Annotated in this window: 15 protein-coding genes; 6 read left to right on the forward strand and 9 right to left on the reverse strand. The window is 68.0% G+C overall.

Going from position 1 to position 18,788, the window contains the following annotated elements; translation table 11 throughout:
• The 3 genes from E8A12_RS11215 to E8A12_RS11225 all read left to right on the forward strand — a co-directional run.
• Positions 1–608 (forward strand): substrate-binding domain-containing protein (locus E8A12_RS11215; RefSeq protein ID WP_293368664.1); only part of this gene is annotated, 608 nt, incomplete at its 5' end.
• Between the two features lie 115 nt (positions 609–723).
• A complete protein-coding gene (locus tag E8A12_RS11220) occupies positions 724–1,809 on the forward strand; it encodes a serine hydrolase (RefSeq protein ID WP_293368666.1) in 1,086 nt (361 codons plus the stop codon).
• Positions 1,810–1,831: 22 nt separating this feature from the next.
• Entirely contained in the window at positions 1,832–2,434 is a 603-nt protein-coding gene (locus E8A12_RS11225; RefSeq protein ID WP_293368668.1) for a HupE/UreJ family protein, read from the forward strand.
• Between the two features lie 18 nt (positions 2,435–2,452).
• On the opposite strand, the gene E8A12_RS11230 is transcribed toward E8A12_RS11225, so the two are convergent.
• From E8A12_RS11230 to E8A12_RS11265, 8 genes are all read right to left on the reverse strand, one after another.
• Positions 2,453–4,387: a DUF3604 domain-containing protein gene (locus E8A12_RS11230; RefSeq protein WP_293368670.1), complete on the reverse strand. Its 1,935-nt coding sequence runs from the start codon at positions 4,385–4,387 to the stop codon at positions 2,453–2,455.
• Between the two features lie 23 nt (positions 4,388–4,410).
• Positions 4,411–5,037, reverse strand: a complete 627-nt coding sequence (locus E8A12_RS11235; RefSeq protein ID WP_293368672.1) for a hypothetical protein — start codon at positions 5,035–5,037, stop codon at positions 4,411–4,413.
• Positions 5,037–6,044: a HupE/UreJ family protein gene (locus E8A12_RS11240; protein WP_293368673.1), complete on the reverse strand. Its 1,008-nt coding sequence runs from the start codon at positions 6,042–6,044 to the stop codon at positions 5,037–5,039. The genes E8A12_RS11235 and E8A12_RS11240 overlap by 1 nt, the downstream gene beginning before the upstream one ends.
• Positions 6,041–6,841, reverse strand: coding sequence for a peptidylprolyl isomerase (locus E8A12_RS11245; RefSeq protein ID WP_293368675.1), 801 nt, complete (start codon positions 6,839–6,841; stop codon positions 6,041–6,043). The genes E8A12_RS11240 and E8A12_RS11245 overlap by 4 nt, the downstream gene beginning before the upstream one ends.
• A gap of 298 nt (positions 6,842–7,139) precedes the next feature.
• Positions 7,140–7,811, reverse strand: coding sequence for a TetR/AcrR family transcriptional regulator (locus E8A12_RS11250; RefSeq protein ID WP_293368677.1), 672 nt, complete (start codon positions 7,809–7,811; stop codon positions 7,140–7,142).
• A 179-nt stretch (positions 7,812–7,990) separates the two neighbouring features.
• The gene (locus E8A12_RS11255; protein ID WP_293368679.1) at positions 7,991–10,336 is read right to left on the reverse strand and encodes a TonB-dependent receptor; all 2,346 of its coding nucleotides are present in this window, start codon (positions 10,334–10,336) and stop codon (positions 7,991–7,993) included.
• Between the two features lie 96 nt (positions 10,337–10,432).
• Positions 10,433–11,419: a glutathione S-transferase family protein gene (locus tag E8A12_RS11260; RefSeq protein ID WP_293368681.1), complete on the reverse strand. Its 987-nt coding sequence runs from the start codon at positions 11,417–11,419 to the stop codon at positions 10,433–10,435.
• Between the two features lie 24 nt (positions 11,420–11,443).
• A complete protein-coding gene (locus tag E8A12_RS11265; RefSeq protein WP_293368683.1) occupies positions 11,444–13,402 on the reverse strand; it encodes a DUF3604 domain-containing protein in 1,959 nt (652 codons plus the stop codon).
• A 145-nt stretch (positions 13,403–13,547) separates the two neighbouring features.
• Here E8A12_RS11265 and E8A12_RS11270 point away from each other — a divergent pair, with 145 nt between their 5' ends.
• The 3 genes from E8A12_RS11270 (at position 13,548) to E8A12_RS11280 (ending at position 17,886) form a co-directional block, all read left to right on the forward strand.
• Complete coding sequence (locus tag E8A12_RS11270; protein ID WP_293368685.1) at positions 13,548–14,576, forward strand: glutathione S-transferase family protein; 1,029 nt, start codon at positions 13,548–13,550, stop codon at positions 14,574–14,576.
• 137 nt (positions 14,577–14,713) lie between these two features.
• Entirely contained in the window at positions 14,714–15,082 is a 369-nt protein-coding gene (locus tag E8A12_RS11275; RefSeq protein ID WP_293368687.1) for a response regulator, read from the forward strand.
• A gap of 125 nt (positions 15,083–15,207) precedes the next feature.
• The gene (locus E8A12_RS11280) at positions 15,208–17,886 is read left to right on the forward strand and encodes a PAS domain S-box protein (protein WP_293368763.1); all 2,679 of its coding nucleotides are present in this window, start codon (positions 15,208–15,210) and stop codon (positions 17,884–17,886) included.
• Here E8A12_RS11280 and E8A12_RS11285 read toward each other — a convergent pair.
• Positions 17,883–18,752: an alpha/beta hydrolase gene (locus E8A12_RS11285; RefSeq protein WP_293368689.1), complete on the reverse strand. Its 870-nt coding sequence runs from the start codon at positions 18,750–18,752 to the stop codon at positions 17,883–17,885. The two genes, E8A12_RS11280 and E8A12_RS11285, sit on opposite strands and share 4 nt — an antisense overlap.
• Positions 18,753–18,788: the final 36 nt, after the last annotated feature.

The raw sequence follows: 18,788 nt of genomic DNA on the forward strand, positions 1-18,788 counted from the left end.
GGCCGACGACGCGGCTCAAGCCCCTGCCCCAGGTGGTGCGCGGCCTGCTCTCCCGATTTCCCGACATCAAGCTCGAGGCCAACCTGGACAACGGCCTTGCGATCATGCGCGGGGTCGACCAGGGCCGCTACGACGTCGCCTTCGGCTACAGCGAGAACGCCGAGGCCTTCGGCGACCTGATCCGCGTGAAGGTCTTCGACGACCAGCCGATCGTCGTGGTGCGGCCGGGCCATCCGGCGGCCGGGGCCAACCATCCGCTCTCCGCCTCCGAACTGCTGCAGTACCCCATGGCAAGCGTCGGGATCACCACCAACTTCGGCGCCTGGATCGGCGAGCTGTCGGAGCTCGAGGCGCACAATGTCGACGCCTACGTGAGCAACGACGTCGATATGCTGAAGGCCTGTTTCCCGGCCAGCCACACCCTGCGGGGCGCCCGCTTTGTCTTCGCCGAGGAGCTGGCTTCGGGCGCGCTGGTCGAGGTGCCTCTGCAGTGGGAGTCGACCTACCACTGCTGGATGGTGACCACTCCGGAGAACTGGCGTCTGCCGGTGGTCAAGGCTGTGGCCGACATCGCGCGCGAAGCCGCGGGCCTTTCCGCCGGCGGCTGATGGCGCAACAAGATTCCATCCAGCGGAATGGCTCGAATTTTCCGCCCGCCGCCCACGGATCGGCCCGAAGCTTCGCCGGTGTCTTCGGCCGAGCCAACTTGGAGAGGACCACGCCATGATCACGCGACGCGAGGCCGTAGGGTCCATTGCGCTGGGGGCGTCGGCCTATGGCCTTGTGGCCAAGGCCGCGGCGCCGGCGGAATATTGGCCGAGCCTGACCGGCTGGGATGCGATCGAACCGACCGCTGCGGGCTTCGACGCCCAACGGCTGAGCGCCGCCGTGGACGCCGCCATGGCCGACCGCAGCTCAGACGTCGTGGTGCTGCGCGGCGGCAAGATCGTGGCCGAGCGCTATGCGGCGGACAGCAATGTCGACCGCAAGCAGCAGATCGCGTCGGCGGCCAAGAGCATGATCTCGGTGCTGGTGGGCGTTTGCATCGACCAGGACAAGATCAAGTCCATCGACCAAAGCGCCGCCGACTTCATCGTCCCCTGGCGTGGGACGCCGAAGGCGCAGATCACCATCCGCCACCTGCTGACCATGACCAGCGGCCTGGACGACAAGGGCCTGGCGCTACGCGGCATCGCCGGCGACCAATTCGCCATCAATGCCGCGGCCCCGCAGATGGCGCCGCCCGGAACCCGCTGGGCCTATCAGACGGCGATGTTCCACCTGCTCTATCACGTGGTGGCCCATGCGGCCGGCGAGCCCTTCGAAGCCTTCGCCGCCCGCAACCTGACCGGCCCCCTCGGCATGCAGCACACCGACTGGGTGACCAGCCAGGGCCAGGCCGCGAGCGGGCCGGTGACCAACTACTACACCGCCGCCTGTTCGGGCCGCGACCTGGCGCGGTTCGGCCTCATGGCGCTTCGTGGCGGCCGCTGGGCCGGCAAGCGGATCGTCAGCGCCAGCTATCTGAAGCAGGCCACCTCGCCATCACAGGCCCTCAATCCGTCCTACGGCTTCCTCTGGTGGGAGAACGCCAGGCCGGGCTTCGGAGCGGAAGAGGCGGTGCGCGGCTCGGCGGCGTTGCGCTTCGACGGCTCGCCGCCCGACACCTTCGCGGCCCTGGGCGCAGGCGTGCAGGCGGTGCTCGTGGTTCCCTCTCTCGACCTGGTGGTGATCCGCCAGGGCCAGCCGCCCGGGCCGAAAATGCTGCCGGCCCTGCTCGCCGCGACCTGCGCTGCGATCCGCACGTGATCCATCGTCACCGGAGCCTCTCTTGAACCGCATAAGAGCCAGCTGTCTCGCCCCTGGCCTTCTCCTGGCGCTCCTCGCGCTGCCGTCGGCCGCCAGCGCCCATATCGTGCGCGGCGAGGCGGTGGGCTTCATCAGCGGCTTCGAACATCCGATCTCGGGACTCGACCATATCGTCGCTATGGTGGCGGTGGGTCTTTGGGGCGCTCAACTCGGCCGGCCGGCGATCTGGCTCCTGCCGGTGACCTTTCCGCTGGTCATGGCGTTCGGCGGATTCCTCGGCCTGATCGGCGTACACCTGCCGGGCAGCGAGATCGCCATCGCGCTGAGCGGCGTCTGCCTGGGGGCCGCGGTGCTTGCCGAACTGAAGCCGCCACTGTGGGCCGCCGCGGTGCTGGTGGGGATTTTCGGCCTGTTCCACGGCTACGCCCACGGCTCGGAACTGCCGCCTGGAGAGAACGCCCTGCTCTACAGTCTGGGCTTCGTGTTGGCGACCGGCCTGCTGCACGCCACCGGGATCGCGCTGGGCCTCGTCCATCGCTGGCGATGGGGTCGGCTGGCGCTCCGGGGAGCCGGCGCCGCGATCATGTCCTGCGGCGCCTTCTTCCTCTGGACCGCCCTGACCTAGACCATCTGGACGACGGGCCTAGCCCTTGGGCGGCGTGAACCAGATCGGCGAGGTCCAGGCGCGTTCCTGGATGGTCGCCGGCGCCGCCTTGGGGATCGGCAGGTGGCTGGCGATCGCCAGGTGGGTCGTCCACCTTGCGGTCGGGATCTCCAGCACGCGGGCGTAGTAGACCGCCGGAACCTTAGGATCGAAGGTCGGGTCGCGCCACTCGGCGGTCAGCATCGCGGTCCCGATGGTGTTGGCGGTCTTGCCGGTGGTGAGGTCGACGGTGTCGCCCACCGCCGGCGCCTTGCCAGTCTTCGGATCGACCTTGCGGCCGCCCGAGAGCGCCACGTCGAAGACCTTTTCCTTGTAGGCCTTGCCGTCCAGCCACACCTTGATGATCTGGGCGCGGTCCAGGTTGGCGCCGTCCGGGTCCTTCATCGCCTGCAGGATGAAGCGCGGGGCTTTGCCGCCGGCGACGGCCGGGAGGTCTGAGCCCATGGGCACGCCCTTGGCATAGGCCTGGCTCACCCAGTCGGCCTTACCGATCAATGTGGGATCGAGGTCCCAACCGCCGAACATCCGCACGCGGATGCGGGTGCCGGTGGTCGCGAAGGTTTCCTTGCGCTTCAGGGCTGCGAAGATCGAGGCGCGGTTGTTCTCCTCGGCCCAGACGCCGGTGATCGAGGCGCCCGCAAACTGCAGCGGGTCGTTCTCCTTCTGCCCGTTCGGCCGGGTGCCGACCTCGCCTTCCATCCGCGCCATGCCGAGCGCCGCGCGCGCGCCGGGCCCCTTCGGCAGCATGGTCGTCTTGTCGAGCCCGCTGATGCGACCGGCGAAGCTGTCCTCATCGCTGACGCTCAGGCCGTTGTGGATGTCCGAGCCGCCGACCACGCCCATCTTGAATGGATTGGCGCCCACCTGCGACAGGATCACCAGGCCTCGGCCATAGGCCTGTCGGACATAGGAGCCGTCCTGCCTGGGCGAGGTCTCGCCCTTGTAGATCCGGTCCATGATCTCGAAGTTGGCGAACTCGTCGTTGGGCGACAATTCCGGGGTGGTGTCCGACGACCCCTTGGTCTGGGAGATTTCCACCAGCGGCTCGTTCAGAGCGCGCTCCCGCGCGTAGGCCTCGTCGATCGGGCGGCCGTCGGACATGTTCCAGTCGAAGTCGAGCCCATCGCTGAGGTTGCTGTTGTGCGGGATCGCCAGCACCTCGATCCCCTGCTTGCGGACCGAGTCCAGGAAATTCCAGAGGTCCTCAGGCTTGTGCGATTGGGTCGCCGTAAACGGGTTGGGCGCGTGATCACTGTTGAAGATCACGTTGCGGTGCATGTGGATGCCCTGGCCCGGCGAGGCGGTCCACTCGTAGGCCACGAAGGTCGTGAACTTGCCCGGCTGATAGTTGGCGTTGGCCGCCTTCATCTCGACGTTCCAGCCGTCCGCGGTCTGGGCGGCGGCGCGCAGGTCAGGCCCAAGCGCGCTCTGCGGATTGTTCAGCGCCTCGCCGGCCTTGAAGAAGGCCTGCTGGCCGCCGCCGGCGAGCTCCTTGCCGATCGCCGATTTGGAGAAGGCGCTTTCCGGATCGTCCAGTTGGGTCATGGCGCCCAGGTATTCGGAGTGGTCGGTCACCGCGGTGAAGTCGAGCGGCCAGGCTCGGCGGGCCGGCACCAGCGCGGTCACCGCCAGTCCCTGCTCCTTGGCCACTTGCGAGGCCGGCACCATCACGGTCTCGCCGCGGGCGAACTTGTAGGCTTGGTCGGGGGTGACCTTGGTGCCGAAGGTCCAGGCGTCGAAGGACATCACCGTGTGCAGATGTAGCTCGCCGAAGAAGGCGCGGCGGGCGGCGGGATCCATCCTCGCCGGCTCGGCGGCCGCAGCCTTGCGGGCCGGCGCCGGGGTCTGGGTGAAGGCCTGCGTCGCCGCCACGGCGACCAGCGCCGTCATGATCCAAAGTCTGCAGTGCTTCATGCGAGCCTCCCTTGGCAGTGACGTCATGATCCGGTGGCGCGCACGCCGTAGCGCCAAACCCAGCCCGCCAGCAGCAGGCCGGACGCCGCCAGCCAGCTGCCGCTCACGCGGACAGCGATCACCATCCACGCGCGGGTCAGCGGCAGGCTGATCGACGCGGCGATGGCGAAGACCACGAAGACGCTGGCGGCCATGCCGGCCAGGCTCGCGACGTGCGGCAGGCTGGCCGCCACGCCCGACAGGTCGGCGACACCGCGCAGGGCGCCCAGAGCCGCCGCGGCCGCGGCGCTGGCGGCGCGCGGCAGGTCGAGGTTGGCGGCCAGCCCGCCGCCGATCGCCAGGAACATCGCCGCCGTTGCGGCCGACATCGCCGCCGCCGGCGGAGCAAGGCCTGCCATTGCCGCTAGTCCGCCCGCCAGCCAGGCGACGGGCAGGACCGCCAGCAGCAGTCGCACGCTCGGCGGACCGCGCAGGCCCGCGAAGAAGGCCAGCGCCACAGTCGGCAGATAGTCCTCCGGGCTCAGGCCGAAGTGGGTGATCCCATCGTAGATCGGGCCCATGCCGGTGGCGACCAGATGGGCCTGGGCCGCCGTCGGCGCGGCGATAGCCGCCACAAGGGCCGTCAGGATCAGCGGGCGCCGGGCGGGCATCAGGTCGCTCCCAGCAGGATGGCGCTGTACTGGAAGGTCCACATCGCCCCCAGCGCGCCGATGGCGTAGGCCGGGAGCGCCGCCACCGGTCGGGGCCAGGTGAGCTGCATCAGCCGGAAGGCCCGGATCAGCGCCAGGACCACGGCAAGGAACATCAGTTGGCCGATCTCCACGCCTACGTTGAACAGCGCCAGGGCGCCGAGCAAGGCGCCCTTCTCCAGGCCCAGTGTCGAGAGGCCGTTGGCGAAGCCCATGCCGTGCAGCAGGCCAAAGGCGAAGGCCACGATCCAGGGGTAGCGGATGGTCAGGCTGGTCCCGCCTCGCGCGGCCCGCAGCGCCTCGGGCGCCACGAACAGGATGGAGAGCGCGATCAGCGCGTTGAGCAGTGGTGTCGAGAGCTGGATGTGGCCCAGGGTCGCCGCCGCCAGCGTCAGGCTGTGGGCCACGGTGAAGGCGCTGACGGTCTTCAGCAGCATCCAGCGGTCGCGGACGATCAGCAGCAGTCCGAGCACGAACAGCAGGTGGTCCGGCCCGGTCAGGATGTGCTCTACGCCCAGCAACAGGAAGGCTGAGACAGCCGTCGGCGCGCCGGCCTTCAGGTCGATGCGGAACTGCGGGGCCTCGGGCCGCACGATGGTGTCGACGCCCTCGCCGTTCTTCAGCCGGATGCGCACGAAGACGTCGGTGATGGTGTCCTGAAGGCCCTCGATGGAGAGCGTGCGGCCCGCCAGCGGCGACGGCCCCGCGGCGGTCACGGTCCACTGGCGGATCAAGAACCCGCCGGTGGCGTATTGGTCGCCAGGCGGCTGATCCAGCCAGCCGTTGGAGAGGTGCGGGATCAGGTGGATCGCCACATCGCCCATCACCGGCTGCTTCCAGATCGCGGTGTAGGTCGAGGGCCCGGTCTGGTCGATCTCCAGATAGGCCGGCCGGACCTCGTGGGCGAACGCCGCGCGGCCGGCCAACAGCCCGAACAGCAGCGCCAGGGCGGCCAGCAGGCGCCTCACGGCGCGGTCTTCCGGTCGGTCCGCACGACGGTGAACCGCTTGGCCAGCGTGTCGAAGGACGCGGTGTTCGCCCTGTCCTGGGCGTCCTGCAGATAGTCCGACCGCACGCGGTCACGGACATCGGCCAGCGGCGGCCGGGTCGCCGCGGCGCGGTTCGCCAAATAGAGGAGGTGCCAGCCATAGGCCGAGCGGAACGGACCGCTCCAATGCCCGGTCGGCGCGGTGAACACCGCGTTCGCGAACTCGGTGTGGCCGAACAGGCGCTCCACCTGCTCCGGCTCGAAGGCCGAAAAGTCATAGAGATCGGGGAAGGCGTCGCCGCGCTCCGGCGCGCGGGTCACGTCGGCCGCGATCTTCGCCAGAACCGCCTTGGCGCGGGCCTGGGCGGCCGCGTCGCCGTCCGGCCCCACCGCGAAGAAGATGTGGCTGAAGGCCGCGCGGGATGGGGCGGCATACTTGTCGGCGTGGGCGGCGTAATAGGCCGAAAGCTGCGCGTCCGTGGGCTCGGCCGGCGCGTGGAGGTTCTGCATCAGGAACTGCTCCTTCTGCACCACGCGGCGGCGCACGATCTCGTCGTCCTGGTCGAGCTTCAGCGCCCGGCCCTGGCGGAACAGCATCTCGTCGTGCAGGTCGCTCTGGACCAGTTGATCCAGCGTCGCGGCGTCCGGCGGCGTCCCGAACTGCAGGGCGTAGCTGCGCGAGAGCTGCGCCACGTGCGCCGGGGTCACCTCGATCCGGTAGACATCCGTGCGCGTCTGATAGGCGCGGCCCACCAGGAACAGCAGGAATCCCAGCACGGCGAAGTGCAGCAGCGGCTCACGCAGCAGCCGCAGCAGCCCATGGGGGACACCGCCGCCGGGGGCGGCGATCTTGGGCGGCTCGGAAGGCCTGTTGATATCGATCTTGATGGCCCGACCACCTTAAGGGTTCGAATGACCCGCCAGGCCACGACCTGACGCGTCTCGCTGAAAACCGGCCAAGGCTCCCGGCGCCGCTATGGGGCGCATGCGCCCTCGCCTCTGGAAACCTAGAATCTTCTGCGGGCGGAGGACAGGCAGGCGTCTGCGCATTCCGTATCCCGAAACGATGCCGCGCTCAGCGCGCCAGCTCCGATGCCTCCAGGCCCAGGTAGCGGAACAGCATCAGGGCCAGTTCGTCGTGCAGGCGCGGGTCCTCCACGGCGAAGGGTCCCGGCCCGTGCAGCATGGCGCTGATGATCTGGCCATGCAGCATCCGGATCGCCAGGTGGGCGCGGTCGCCGAGCGCCGGATCGGCGGGCGCCGCGCCGCGCTGGCGGAGCAATTCGACGATACGGTGGGCCTCCAGGATCTCGATCCTGCGCATCGGCGGCCAGACATCATGCCCGCGCAGGCTGAGTTCGAAGAGGGCTCGATAGTAACCCTCGATGCCCTTCATGGTCCGCGCCGTGTTGCGCACCAGACGTATGAACACCTGCAGCAGGGGATCGGTCAGGCAGGCCGGATCGTCGAAGAACCGCGCGATATTGACCTCGCCGTGGGCGGCCATATCGGTCTGCAAGGAAAGGAAGAACGCCTCCTTGTCTTGAAAACGCCGATAGAAGCTGCCCACCGAGCAAGCCGCCCGCTTGGCGATGTCGGCCACGTGCGCCTGCCAGAAGCCCTTCTCGGCGAAGACCCGTTCGCCGGCCTTCAGCAGGCGGTCGCGTTGCTGGCGGCTACGCTGCTGATAGGCGGGTTTCGCCCACGCGGGATCGATGGCCTCCGCGCGCGGCTCCCCCAGGTCCATCAGCCGGTCCCCACCTGCCTCAACGTCCGCATGAGAACGCGCGGCTTCGGAATCCGCGTCAAGTCCCGACCCGACCCTGTGTTCTGTAACGGGCGGTTTCGCCATCTTCTTGGTCGGGTCCCGGGTCCTTGCGCTCACGCCCGCCCAGCCGAAGCTCCGGCTGGAGGCGCGGCTAGGGGTTAGTGCTTGACGGTCAGCTCGACGCCGAAGGTGCGCGGCTCTCCATACCAGCCGAAGAAGCCGCCCGCGGCGGCGGAGCCGCCGGCGCTGATCAATCCGCCCAGGGGCTGCGCGGCCTCGGCCACATAGTAGGCCTTGTTCGCCAGGTTCTTGCCGAACAGCGAGACCTTCCAGTTGCCGGATTCCGAGCCGACGCCGACCCGCAAGTTGAGCAGCGAATAGGCTCCCTGCAGCGAGCGCGGGTCCAGCGTGCTGTCTTCGTACTGCTTGGCCTGATAGGTGACGCTGCCGTTGACGAAGCCCTCGAGGCCGGTCGATCCCAGCGGCGCGTCCCAATTGGCCGACAGGCTCCCGGACGAGGCCGGATTAAAGGCCGGACGCAGGCCGGTGTAGTTGCAGGTGCCCGGCGCCACGCCGTTCGGCGTCGCGCCGGCGAAGCACTGCGCCGACGGATAACTGGTGAACTTGGCGTCGTTGATCTGGCCGCTGGCGGCGATCGTAAGGTGCTCGATCGGCGCCCACTGCACGTCGGCCTCAAGCCCGTCGATGCGGCGGTCGCCGGCGTTGCCGACCACGAAGCCAATGCCGGTCAGTGGGTTCAGCGTGGAGTCCTGGAAGTTGTCGAGGTCCATGCGGAACACGTCGGCGTTCAGCAGAACCTTGCGGTCGAAGAAGGTCGACTTCAGGCCCACCTCATAGGTGATCGAGGTCTCCGGATTGAACGCCAGCGGGGTGCCGGCGGCGGTCTGGCGGGCGTTGAAGCCGCCGTCCTTGAAGCCCGTGGAAGCGAGCGCGTAGGCCATCACATGCCTGGTCACGTCGTACTGCGTACCCAGCGTCCAGGTCAGCTTCTGGTCGTTGCGGCTGAGCTTCTGCACCGGGTTAATCGGGAAGGCCGCCTTGAAGGCCGCGGACACGCCGGCGTTGTCGTTGCTGGCCGTCACGGCGTCCTTGTCGTCACTGCTGTAGCGCAGCCCGCCGGTGAAGCGCCAATCATCGGTGACGTGGAACGTCGCCTGGCCGAAGGCCGCCGCGCTCTTGGTCGTCTGGTCGAAGAAGAAGAAGGTGCTGTCCCCGGGCGTGATCTTGCCCGCCGCGCCGAACACGCGGTTGGCCCCGACGTGGGCGGTCAGCTCGTTCTGATAGTTGACGGTCTCCCGGAACAGATAGATGCCGCCGAGGTATTCAAGCCGTTGGCCGGTGGGCGAAGCGATGCGCAACTCCTCGCTGTAGCTCAACGTCTTCAACGGCTGCGGGCCGGTGCCGACGTCGATCGGCAGGCCGTCGGCCGAGAGCACTTTGATGTCGTCGTAGAACTCATTGAACGCGGTGATCGAGGTGAGGGTGTGGCCGCCCAAGGTCTTGACGTCGAACTGCGCGGACGTGCCGTAGATCTGGGTCACGTCGTTGCCGACGGTCTCGTCATCCACCGTGAAGTCCAGGCTGGTCAGCTTGGTGAAGGGATGGCCGGCGGCGATCATCGCGGCCAGGAAACCGGGCGTGGCGATGCCGCCGGGGCCCGTCGGATTGACCGGCTCGCCGGTGCAGCAATGGGCGTCGAGGCGCGTGTAATAGGCGATGAAGTTGCCGGTGATGTCGTCGGTGGGCGCCCACTTGATGCGGGCGCGAACGCCTTCCTGCTCGCCGTCGTTGGTGCGCGAGCCATCGTACAGGTTCTTCTCGTAGCCATCGTGCGAGTTCACCCAGGCGGTCAGCCGCCCGTTCAGGTTGTCGGCGATCGCGCCGCCGACGTAGCCCTGCAGGTGGTATTCTTCGAAGTTGCCGACCCCGGCGGTGAAGCCAGCTTCGGGCGTCGCGGTCGGGTCACGGGTGACGATGTTGATCGCGCCCACGGGGGTGTTGCGGCCATAGAGCGTGCCCTGGGGCCCGCGGAGGACTTCGACCGAGGCGATGTCCTGGATGTTCGATTGGATGGGCCCCGCGGCCGGCATGAAGACGCCGTCCAGGAAGATGCCGACGCTGGGCTCGATGCCCGGGTTCGTGCCTGACGAGCCGATGCCGCGGACCAGGACGGTGGTGTTGCGGTTGTTGTTGGCCGAGGACAGCTGCACGCTCGGCATCTGCCGCGCGATGCTGTCGAAATCCACGATGCCCTGGCGCTCAAGGCTCGCGCCGCTGAATGCCGAGACCGACATCGGGACGTCCTGCAGATCCTGTGAGCGCTTGGCGGCGGTGACCACCAGGGTCTCGACCTCGGCCGTGCTGGACGCGGCGGGACTGGCGGGAGGATTGGCGGCGGCCTGGGCATGTGCGAGCCCCGGCGCAGCCAGAGCCACGAGCGAAGCGCCAAGCAGCAGGCTGCGGGTGAGCGCGGAAGCAGTCATTAAATCCCCCTATGGGCAATCCGCTCGTCTAGACGCGAACGTGAATTCCGCTTCAGCATCTCCCCGGTCGCCGGGCCTGTCAACCGGAACCGGAACTCATGTTTTGGACTGTGGCGCAAACGCCTCGGCCAGGCCCTGGCCCTGCAGCCAGTGGTCGACCTCCAGCCGTTCGCGCCCGAGCAGCCGCCGGCTAATGCGTTCCCTGATGAAGCCCCGCGACCGCTCCGGATAGTCGCGGGTCAGATAGCTTGCGGGCTCGCCGTGGGTCTCCACTGTGAAGGCCTTCGCCCCGGCCTCCAGAGCGCGGGCGTTGGCGGCCAGGAAAGGCGCATAGTGCGCCGCCGCCTCGGCCAGGACGTTGCGGGCGAAGGCGGTGGACTGAGGAAAGGTCTCCCAGGACCCGGTCCCGTCCCAGGCGTCGGCCTCGCGCTCGGCCCAGGCCACCAGGCGGGGGAACCGCTCGACCACCTTGCGCGGATCGGGATCGTGCAAGGTGTGCGCGCGAAAGCCGCCCAGCATCATGCAGTCGACGACCGACGGCCGATCGCCCAGCAGGTAGCGGGTCTGCGCCAGCTGGGCGTTGGCGGCGGCCAGCAGTCGATCGTACTCGGCCTCGGCCGCGGCCTGGTGGAAAGGCGTCTCGGTGCCGGTGGCGCGGCAGGCGCGCGGCCCCCAGCCGCGGATGAACTCGGCGGCGGCCTCGTCGCCGCCGGCGATGGCGCGGGAGGCGAACTCGGCGCTCGCCGGATAGTGCCAGCGGTAGTGGACCATGGTCCGCGCCACCCACTCGTCCAGATACTCCTCGACGATCTGCGCGAGCACGCCCAGCGGGCCCTCCGGGAACAGCCGCCGGTCGGGGAACCGCTGATCGAGCAGATCGATGATCGGCGTGGTGTCGGCCAGCATCCAACCTTCCGGCGTCAGCAGGACCGGGACCTGATGGGTGCCCGCGCGCCGCTCGATCTCCTGGACGTCGGGCCGTCCGCGCTTGAGGCGGAACTCGAAGGGCGCGCCATGGAAGATCAGCGCCGCTTCGAGTTTGCGCGTGAACAGGCTCTGGTTCGAGCCATAGAGCACGTACACGGCGGGACCTCTGGCGCGGCGCCGTCAGCGCCGGTCCGGACCCGCGATCTGCGCGACCTTGGTTCCGGCCGGCGTGTACCAGATGGGGGAGCCGTAGGCCCGTTCCTGGATGGTCTTCGCCCGGCCCGGCGCGAACGGCAGATGCCGCTTGATCGCCAGCAGCGTCGTCCAGCGCGGCGTCGGGATCTCGAGCACGCGCACGTAGTAGACGGCCGCGCGGCCCGCATCGAACTGCGGGTCGCGCCAGACGGTCTGCAGCACCGGCGCGCCGATGGTGTTCGCGTACTTGCCGGTCTTCAGGTCGACGGTGTCGCCCACCTTCGGCGCCTTGCCGGTCTTCGGATCGACCTTGCGGCCTCCGGAGAGCGCCACGTCGAAGACCTTCTCCTTGTAGTCGGCGCCGTCGAGCCAGACCTTGACGATCTGGATACGGTCGAGATTGCCGCTATCGGGCGCCTTCATCGCCTGGACGATGAAGCTGGGGGCCTTGGCGCCGCCGGGCTTGGCGGGCAGGTCGCCGCCCATCGGCGCGCCGGTGGCGTAGGCCTGAGCCACCCAGCCGGGTTTGGCGAGCGCATCGGACGCGAACGACCAGCCGCCGAAGGCGCGCACCCGCATCCGGGGGCCTGAGGTCGCAAAGGTCTCCTTACGCTTCAAGGCCGCGAAGATGGAGTCGCGGTCGTTGCGCTCGGCCCAAACACCGGTGAGGCCGGCCGAGGAGAAGATGGTGTTGTCCTCGTTCATGTGCGCGGAGCCCGTGGCTTCCGCCGCCTCGTCGATCAGGGCGGGCGTCGGCACGAGGTTCAACCGGTGCTTGGCCTCCTCGCGGGTCGGAAGCGCGGTCTTCGGATCGATACCGAAGGGACCGCCAGCGAAGGCGTTCTCGTCGGTGGTCTCCAGGCCGTTGTGGAAGTCGGCGCCGCCGACCACGCCATATTTGAAGGGGTTCACCCCCACCTTGGACAGCAGCACCAGGCCGCGGCCGTAGGCCTCGCGGATGTAGCTGCCGTGCGGCTTGCTCTTCTCTTCCGGGTGGGTGAGCAGGTGATCGAAGATCTCGAAGTTGGCGAACTCGTCGGAGGATGACAGCTCCGGCAGCGTTTCCGACTGGCCCTTGTTCTGGACGATCTCCGTCAGCGGCTCGTTGAGCGCCCGGCGCTGGGCGTAGGCCTCGCTGATGGGCCGGCCGTCGCTGTCGTTCCAGTCGTACATCAGCCCGCCGGAGACGTTGCCGTTGTGCGGGATGGCGATGGCTTCGACGCCCGCGGCGCGGTTCTTCTCCAAATAGGTCCAGAGGTCTTCGGGCTTGGGCGAGTCACCGGAAGTGAAGGGCAGCGGCGCGTCGTCGCCCTTGAAGATCACGTTGCGGTGCAGGTTGTACTTTCCCTGGTTCATCGACGACCATTCGTAGGCGATGAACGTCGTGAATTTGCCGGGCTTGTAGGCGCCGTTGGCGGCGGCCTTCTCCCGTTCCCACGCGCTGGCCATGGCAGGCTTGGCGTTCATGCCTGGGATCGGTGTGCGCCTATCGACGGCGTTCTTCAGGATGTAGAAGGCCGAGGGCGGGTCCTTGGCGATCTTCTTGCCGATCTCGGTCAGGGAGAACGCGCTCTTCGGATCGTCGAGCTGGTTCATCACCCCCATGTTCTCCGCGTGGTCGGTGACCGCCGCGAAATCCAGCGGCCAGGCGCGGCGCTGTTCGACACCGCCGACATGAACCGGCTGCCCTTGCATGAATTCGTAGGCCTGCTCGGGCGTCGTCTTGGTGCCCATCAGGCTCCAGGCGTCGAAGGAGTAGGCGGTGTGCAGGTGCAGTTCGCCGAAGTAGACATGCCGGTCGTCCGACGCCCCGGCCGCCTGCGCCGCGGCCTTGTGAGCCTTCGGCTTGACCACAGGATCGGCCTGCGCCGAACAGCCGGCGATGAACAGCGTCGTGGCCATGAGCGCCCAGCGGCCCCCGCGTTCGCCCATCCGCGCACCCATGATCGTTCCTCCCGAATTGACCCGCGGCTCTGACGGCCGCCGAGGTTCCGCTTGAACGGAACCGGAATTTCAGTTCACTTAATGCCGAAGCGGCCCCGCCTGTCAACGCGGCGGCGGCCCAGATTTTCCGAGGAAGCGACAGCCGATGACCGAACCGTCCCCGATCACCCTGAAAGGTGTGCCCGGCTCGCCCTACACTCGCAAGATGCTGGCGCTGCTGCGCTATCGCCGGCTGCCCTATCGGCTGATCCTCGCCTCGCATGACACGCCCGGCCTGCCGGCCGCGAAAGTGAACCTCCTGCCGACCTTTTACTTTCCCGGCCCGGACGGGGAGTTGCAGGCGGTGACCGATTCGTCGCCGATCCTGCGCCGGCTGGACGCCGAGCATGCCGCGCGGCGGGTGCGCCCGGCCGACCCGGCGGTGGCGTTCCTGGATTCGCTGCTCGAGGACTATGCCGACGAGTGGCTGACCAAGGCCATGTTCCACTATCGCTGGGCCTATGAGGCCGACATCAAGCGCGCCTCGGACGTCCTGCCCGCCTGGACCCGCGGGCGCACGTCGGATGCGCTGCTGGCCGAGGCCGGCAAGACCATCGCCGGGCGCCAGATTCCCCGCCTGCGCTACGTCGGCTCCAACGAAGTGACCGGGCCGGTGATCGAGGCCAGCTACGCGCGCTTCCTCGACGCCTTTGAGGCCCACCTGCGCGACCACCCGTTCCTGCTGGGCGCGCGGCCTGGCGGCGGCGACTTCGGCGTCTTCGGCCAGCTGACCCAGCTGGCGATGTTCGACCCGACGCCCATGGCCATCACCGCCCAGCGCGCGCCGCGGGTCTTCGCATGGGTCGGCGCGGTCGAGGACCTTTCGGGTCTGGAGCCCAGCGACGCCGACTGGTTCGCAATGGACGCCCTTCCCGCCACTCTGACCGCCATCCTGAAGGAGGTGGGTCGCGTCTACGCCCCGCTGCTGCTCGCCAACGCTAGGGCCGTCAAGGCCGGCGCCACGCAGGTGGAGACCGAGATCGACGGACAGCCCTGGGTCCAGCAGCCATTCCCCTATCAGGCCAAGTGCCTGGCCTGGCTGCGCGAGGAGTATTCGGCCCTGAACCCCGGCCAACGGGCAGGCATCAGCGAGGTGCTGACTGACGCCGGATGCGAGGCCCTGATCGCGGCCTAGCGAGATTTGGGGGCTTCGGGGACGAAGCGACGGAACCTATTCCGCAACGGGGGATTGGGTCTTCGGCGCGGAAATCCAGGGGTGTGCGCCAGGGAGGTTATTGCCATCTTGCCGCGCGCGGGCCCAAGGGCGTCCTGATGGCCGTCATCCTGGTCGTCGAGGACGAAATCTTCATTCGCCAAAGCGCCGAATGGGCGATCGAGGATTTGGGCCACAAGCCCCTGCTGGCGGGCGATCTCGCCGATGCGCTGGTCCACCTTTCAGCCGCCGGACCAATCGACGCGCTCTTCGTCGATATCCGCCTGAACAGGCTCGCCTACGGCGGCTGTGAGGTCGCCGACGAAGCGATCCGCCTCCGCCCGGGCCTGCGCGTCCTCTACACCTCCGGCACGCCCCTCTCCGACGAGGTGAGCGGACGTTTCGTCTGCGGCGGGCGGTTCATTCAGAAGCCCTATTCGCCAGCGCAACTCGAATTTTCCGTCGGCGAGCTGCTACACTCGAGTTAGGAAACGCCATCGGGATCTCGAAGACGAAGCCGGTCGCAACCACGCGGCCCGACCAGATTTTCGGCCACTCGGCTCATCGCCAGACCGAAGAGTCGATCGTCAAGGCCAGCGCCCTGCAGAGCGCGATCTTCAACAGCGCCAATTTCTCCAGTATCGCCACCGACGCCAAGGGGGTCATCCAGATCTTCAACGTCGGCGCCGAGCGGATGCTGGGCTATACAGCCGCCGAGGTGATGAACACGATCACCCCCGCTGACATTTCCGATCCGCAGGAGCTCATCGCGCGGGCTCAGGCCCTGAGCGCCGAACTGGCGACTCCGATCACCCCTGGGTTCGAGGCTTTGGTGTTCAAGGCCTCGCGCGGCATCGAGGACATCTACGAGCTCACCTACATCCGCAAGGACGGCGGCCGGCTTCCCGCGGTAGTCTCCGTCACGGCGCTCCGCGACGCGCAGGACAGCATCATCGGCTATTTGCTGATCGGCACCGACAACACGGCGCGCAAGCAGGCCGAGGAAGCCTTGCTCCAGGCCGGAGCCCTGCAGAGCGCGATCTTCAACAGCGCCAATTTCTCCAGCATCGCCACCGATGCCAAGGGCGTCATCCAGATCTTCAACGTGGGCGCCGAGCGGATGCTGGGCTTCGCCGCCGCCGAGGTGATGAACACCGTCACCCCAGCCGACATTTCCGATCCGCAGGAACTGATCGCGCGGGCCCGGGCGCTCAGCGCCGAACTTTCCACCCCGATCGAGCCTGGGTTCGAGGCCTTGGTGTTCAAGGCCTCGCGCGGCATCGAGGACATCTACGAATTGACCTATATCCGCAAGGACGGGACCCGGCTGCCCGCGGTGGTGTCTGTCACCGCGCTCCGCGACGCCGACGACACGATTATCGGCTACCTCCTGATCGGCACCGACAACACCGCCCGCAAGCTGGTCGAGGAGGAGCAGAAGAAGTCCGACCAGCGCCTGCGCGACCAGCAGTTCTACACTCGCTCGCTGATCGAATCGAACATCGACGCCCTGATGACCACCGATCCGGCCGGCATCATCACCGACGTCAACAAGCAGATGGAGGCGCTCACCGGCTCCACGCGCGACGAGCTGATCGGGGCGCCCTTCAAGGACTGCTTCACCGATCCGGAACGCGCCGAGGCCGGCATCAAGCGCGTGCTGAGCGAGAAGTCGGTGACCGACTATGAGCTCACCGCCCGCGCCCGGAACGGCAAGACCACGGTGGTCTCCTACAACGCCACGACCTTCTATGACCGCAGCCGCACCCTCCAGGGCGTCTTCGCCGCAGCCCGCGACGTCACCGAGCGCAAGCGCGTGGAGGTCGAGTTGCAGCAGGCAAAAGCGGTGGCGGAAAGCGCCAGCCGCACCAAGTCCGACTTCCTGGCCAGCATGAGCCACGAGATCCGAACCCCGATGAATGCGGTGATGGGCATCGCCGACCTTTTGGCCAAGACCGAGCTCACGCCAGAGCAGGACAACTATGTTCAGATCTTCCGCCGCTCGGGCGACAACCTCCTGAACCTGATCAACGACATCCTCGACCTCTCCAAGGTGGAGGCTTCCCAGCTCGACCTGGAACGCACGGGCTTCTCGCTGTGCGATCACCTGGAGAAGGTGATCGAGATGGTCGCGCCCAAGGCTCGAGAGAGGGACCTGACGTTGGTCTGCGAGATCGCGCCTGGGGTCAGCAACGACCTGGTCGGCGATCCGACCCGCCTGCGCCAGGTGCTGCTCAACCTCCTGGGCAACGCGATCAAGTTCACCCCATCGGGGCGGGTCGCCCTGCGCGTGGAATCCGACCGCGACAGCGCCGTGCCCACCGCGCTCCGCTTCACCGTTTCCGACACCGGCATCGGCATTGCGGGCGACAAGCTGGCCCGGGTGTTCGAGCGCTTCACCCAGGCGGACTCCTCCACCACCCGCCGGTTCGGTGGATCAGGCCTGGGCCTGACGATTTCCAAGCGCCTGGTCGAACTTATGGGCGGGCGCATCTGGGTCGAGAGCGTTCCGGACGAAGGCAGCGTGTTCGCCTTCGCAGTCCCGTTCGAAGTGTGGGCGGAGGCCAACCGGCCCTTGATCGCTCCGACGGGTGTGGGGCCCAAGGCGCCGCTTCCGCCACTGCGGATTCTTCTGGCCGAGGACTCCCCCGACAACTGCACCATCGCGCTCGCCTACCTCGAGGACACGCCCTACCGGATCGATGTGGCCGAGACCGGCGCTATCGCCTGCCAGATGTTCACTGCAGGCCACTACGACCTGGTGCTGATGGATCGGCAGATGCCGGTGATGGACGGCCTGACCGCCACGCGGACCTTAAGGGCCTGGGAGAAGGCTAATGCTCGGCAGCCCACGCCGATCATCGCGCTCACGGCCTCGGCCCTGAAGGGCGACCGGGAAACCTGCCTCGCGGCTGGCTGCACGGCCTATCTGAGCAAGCCCATCAAGCAGGAAGTCCTGTTGCAGGCGATCGCCGATTTCGCCGCGCTCGCGGCGGCCACGGTCCCGATGTCCCGGGCGAGCCGGAAACTGGCGGAACGGACCCCGGCCTATCTCCTGAACTGCCGGCAGAACGTGATCGACATGGACAACGCCCTCAATCGGGCCGACTTCGAGGCGGTGACCATCGTCGGTCACAATCTGCGCGGGTCCGGCGGGGGCTTCGGCTTTCCGGTGATCACCGACATCGGCGCCGGTCTGGAAAGCGCCGCCGAAGAGGCCGACGCCCAGGCGTCGCGCAAATGGCTCGCTAAGCTCTCCAGCTATCTCAACGAACTGGAAGGCGCCGCCTAGCGCGCGCCAGCAGATTTCAGGGCGTCGATGACGATGTCGGCGATCAGCTTCGGCTGTTCAGGCAGCATGGCGTGGCCAGCGTTGGGGATGGTGACCACCGTCACCCGATCGGGGTGCGCCGACTTCAGCGCCTCGGCGTTGGCTGGCGGGGCCACCCGGTCGTTCGCCCCTTGAACGATCAGGATCGGCGCTTGGCCGCCGTCCAGCCAAGCCCCGTTGGGCGTCGCCGCGCCGGCCGCCGTCTGTTCGGCCGCCACGTCCGGATACCAGCCGCCACGCCAGACCGAGGGGTCGTTGCCGGGCGCGAAGAAGGCCATCTTCACAGCTGCAAGGTGCTGCTCCGGCGATAGCGTCTGGACGAAGACGTTCTGCAGCGCGACCTGCACTTCGGGCTCGGGCTTCACCTGCCCGCCGGCCGCCAGCAGGATCAGGCGCGACACCTGCTCGGGATGCTTCGAGGCGAGGGCGCGGACGATGCGATTCCCGTGGGCATGGCCGATGAACACGGCCGGCTTGTCGGAGAGGCCCTTGGCGACCATGCCGAAGTCGTCCGCCAGATCGAACATGGTGACGCCATCGCTCGGCCCCCGGCTCAGGCCCGCGCCGCGCGGGTCCACGGCGGCGGTCTGGAAGCCGGCGGCGGAAATGCGCGTGGCCAAATCGTCGAAGTCCGAGGCGCCGCGACCGAGCGACGGGACCAGCACCACCAGCGGACCCTTGCCGCGCACGATGGCCGCGATCGTCACGGCCCTGCCCTTGGCGTCGGTGCGGGAAAAGCTGCGCACCGCCTGGGCGCGAGCGGCCGCAGGAGCCATCGCAAGCGCGCCCATCAGGAGCAGGACCGATCTTCGCGACAGCCGGGTCATCGACGTGGCTCCATCATAGGGCTCAGGCCCGCACAA

It is taken from the genome of Phenylobacterium sp., assembly GCF_004799395.1.
GTDB lineage: Bacteria > Pseudomonadota > Alphaproteobacteria > Caulobacterales > Caulobacteraceae > Phenylobacterium.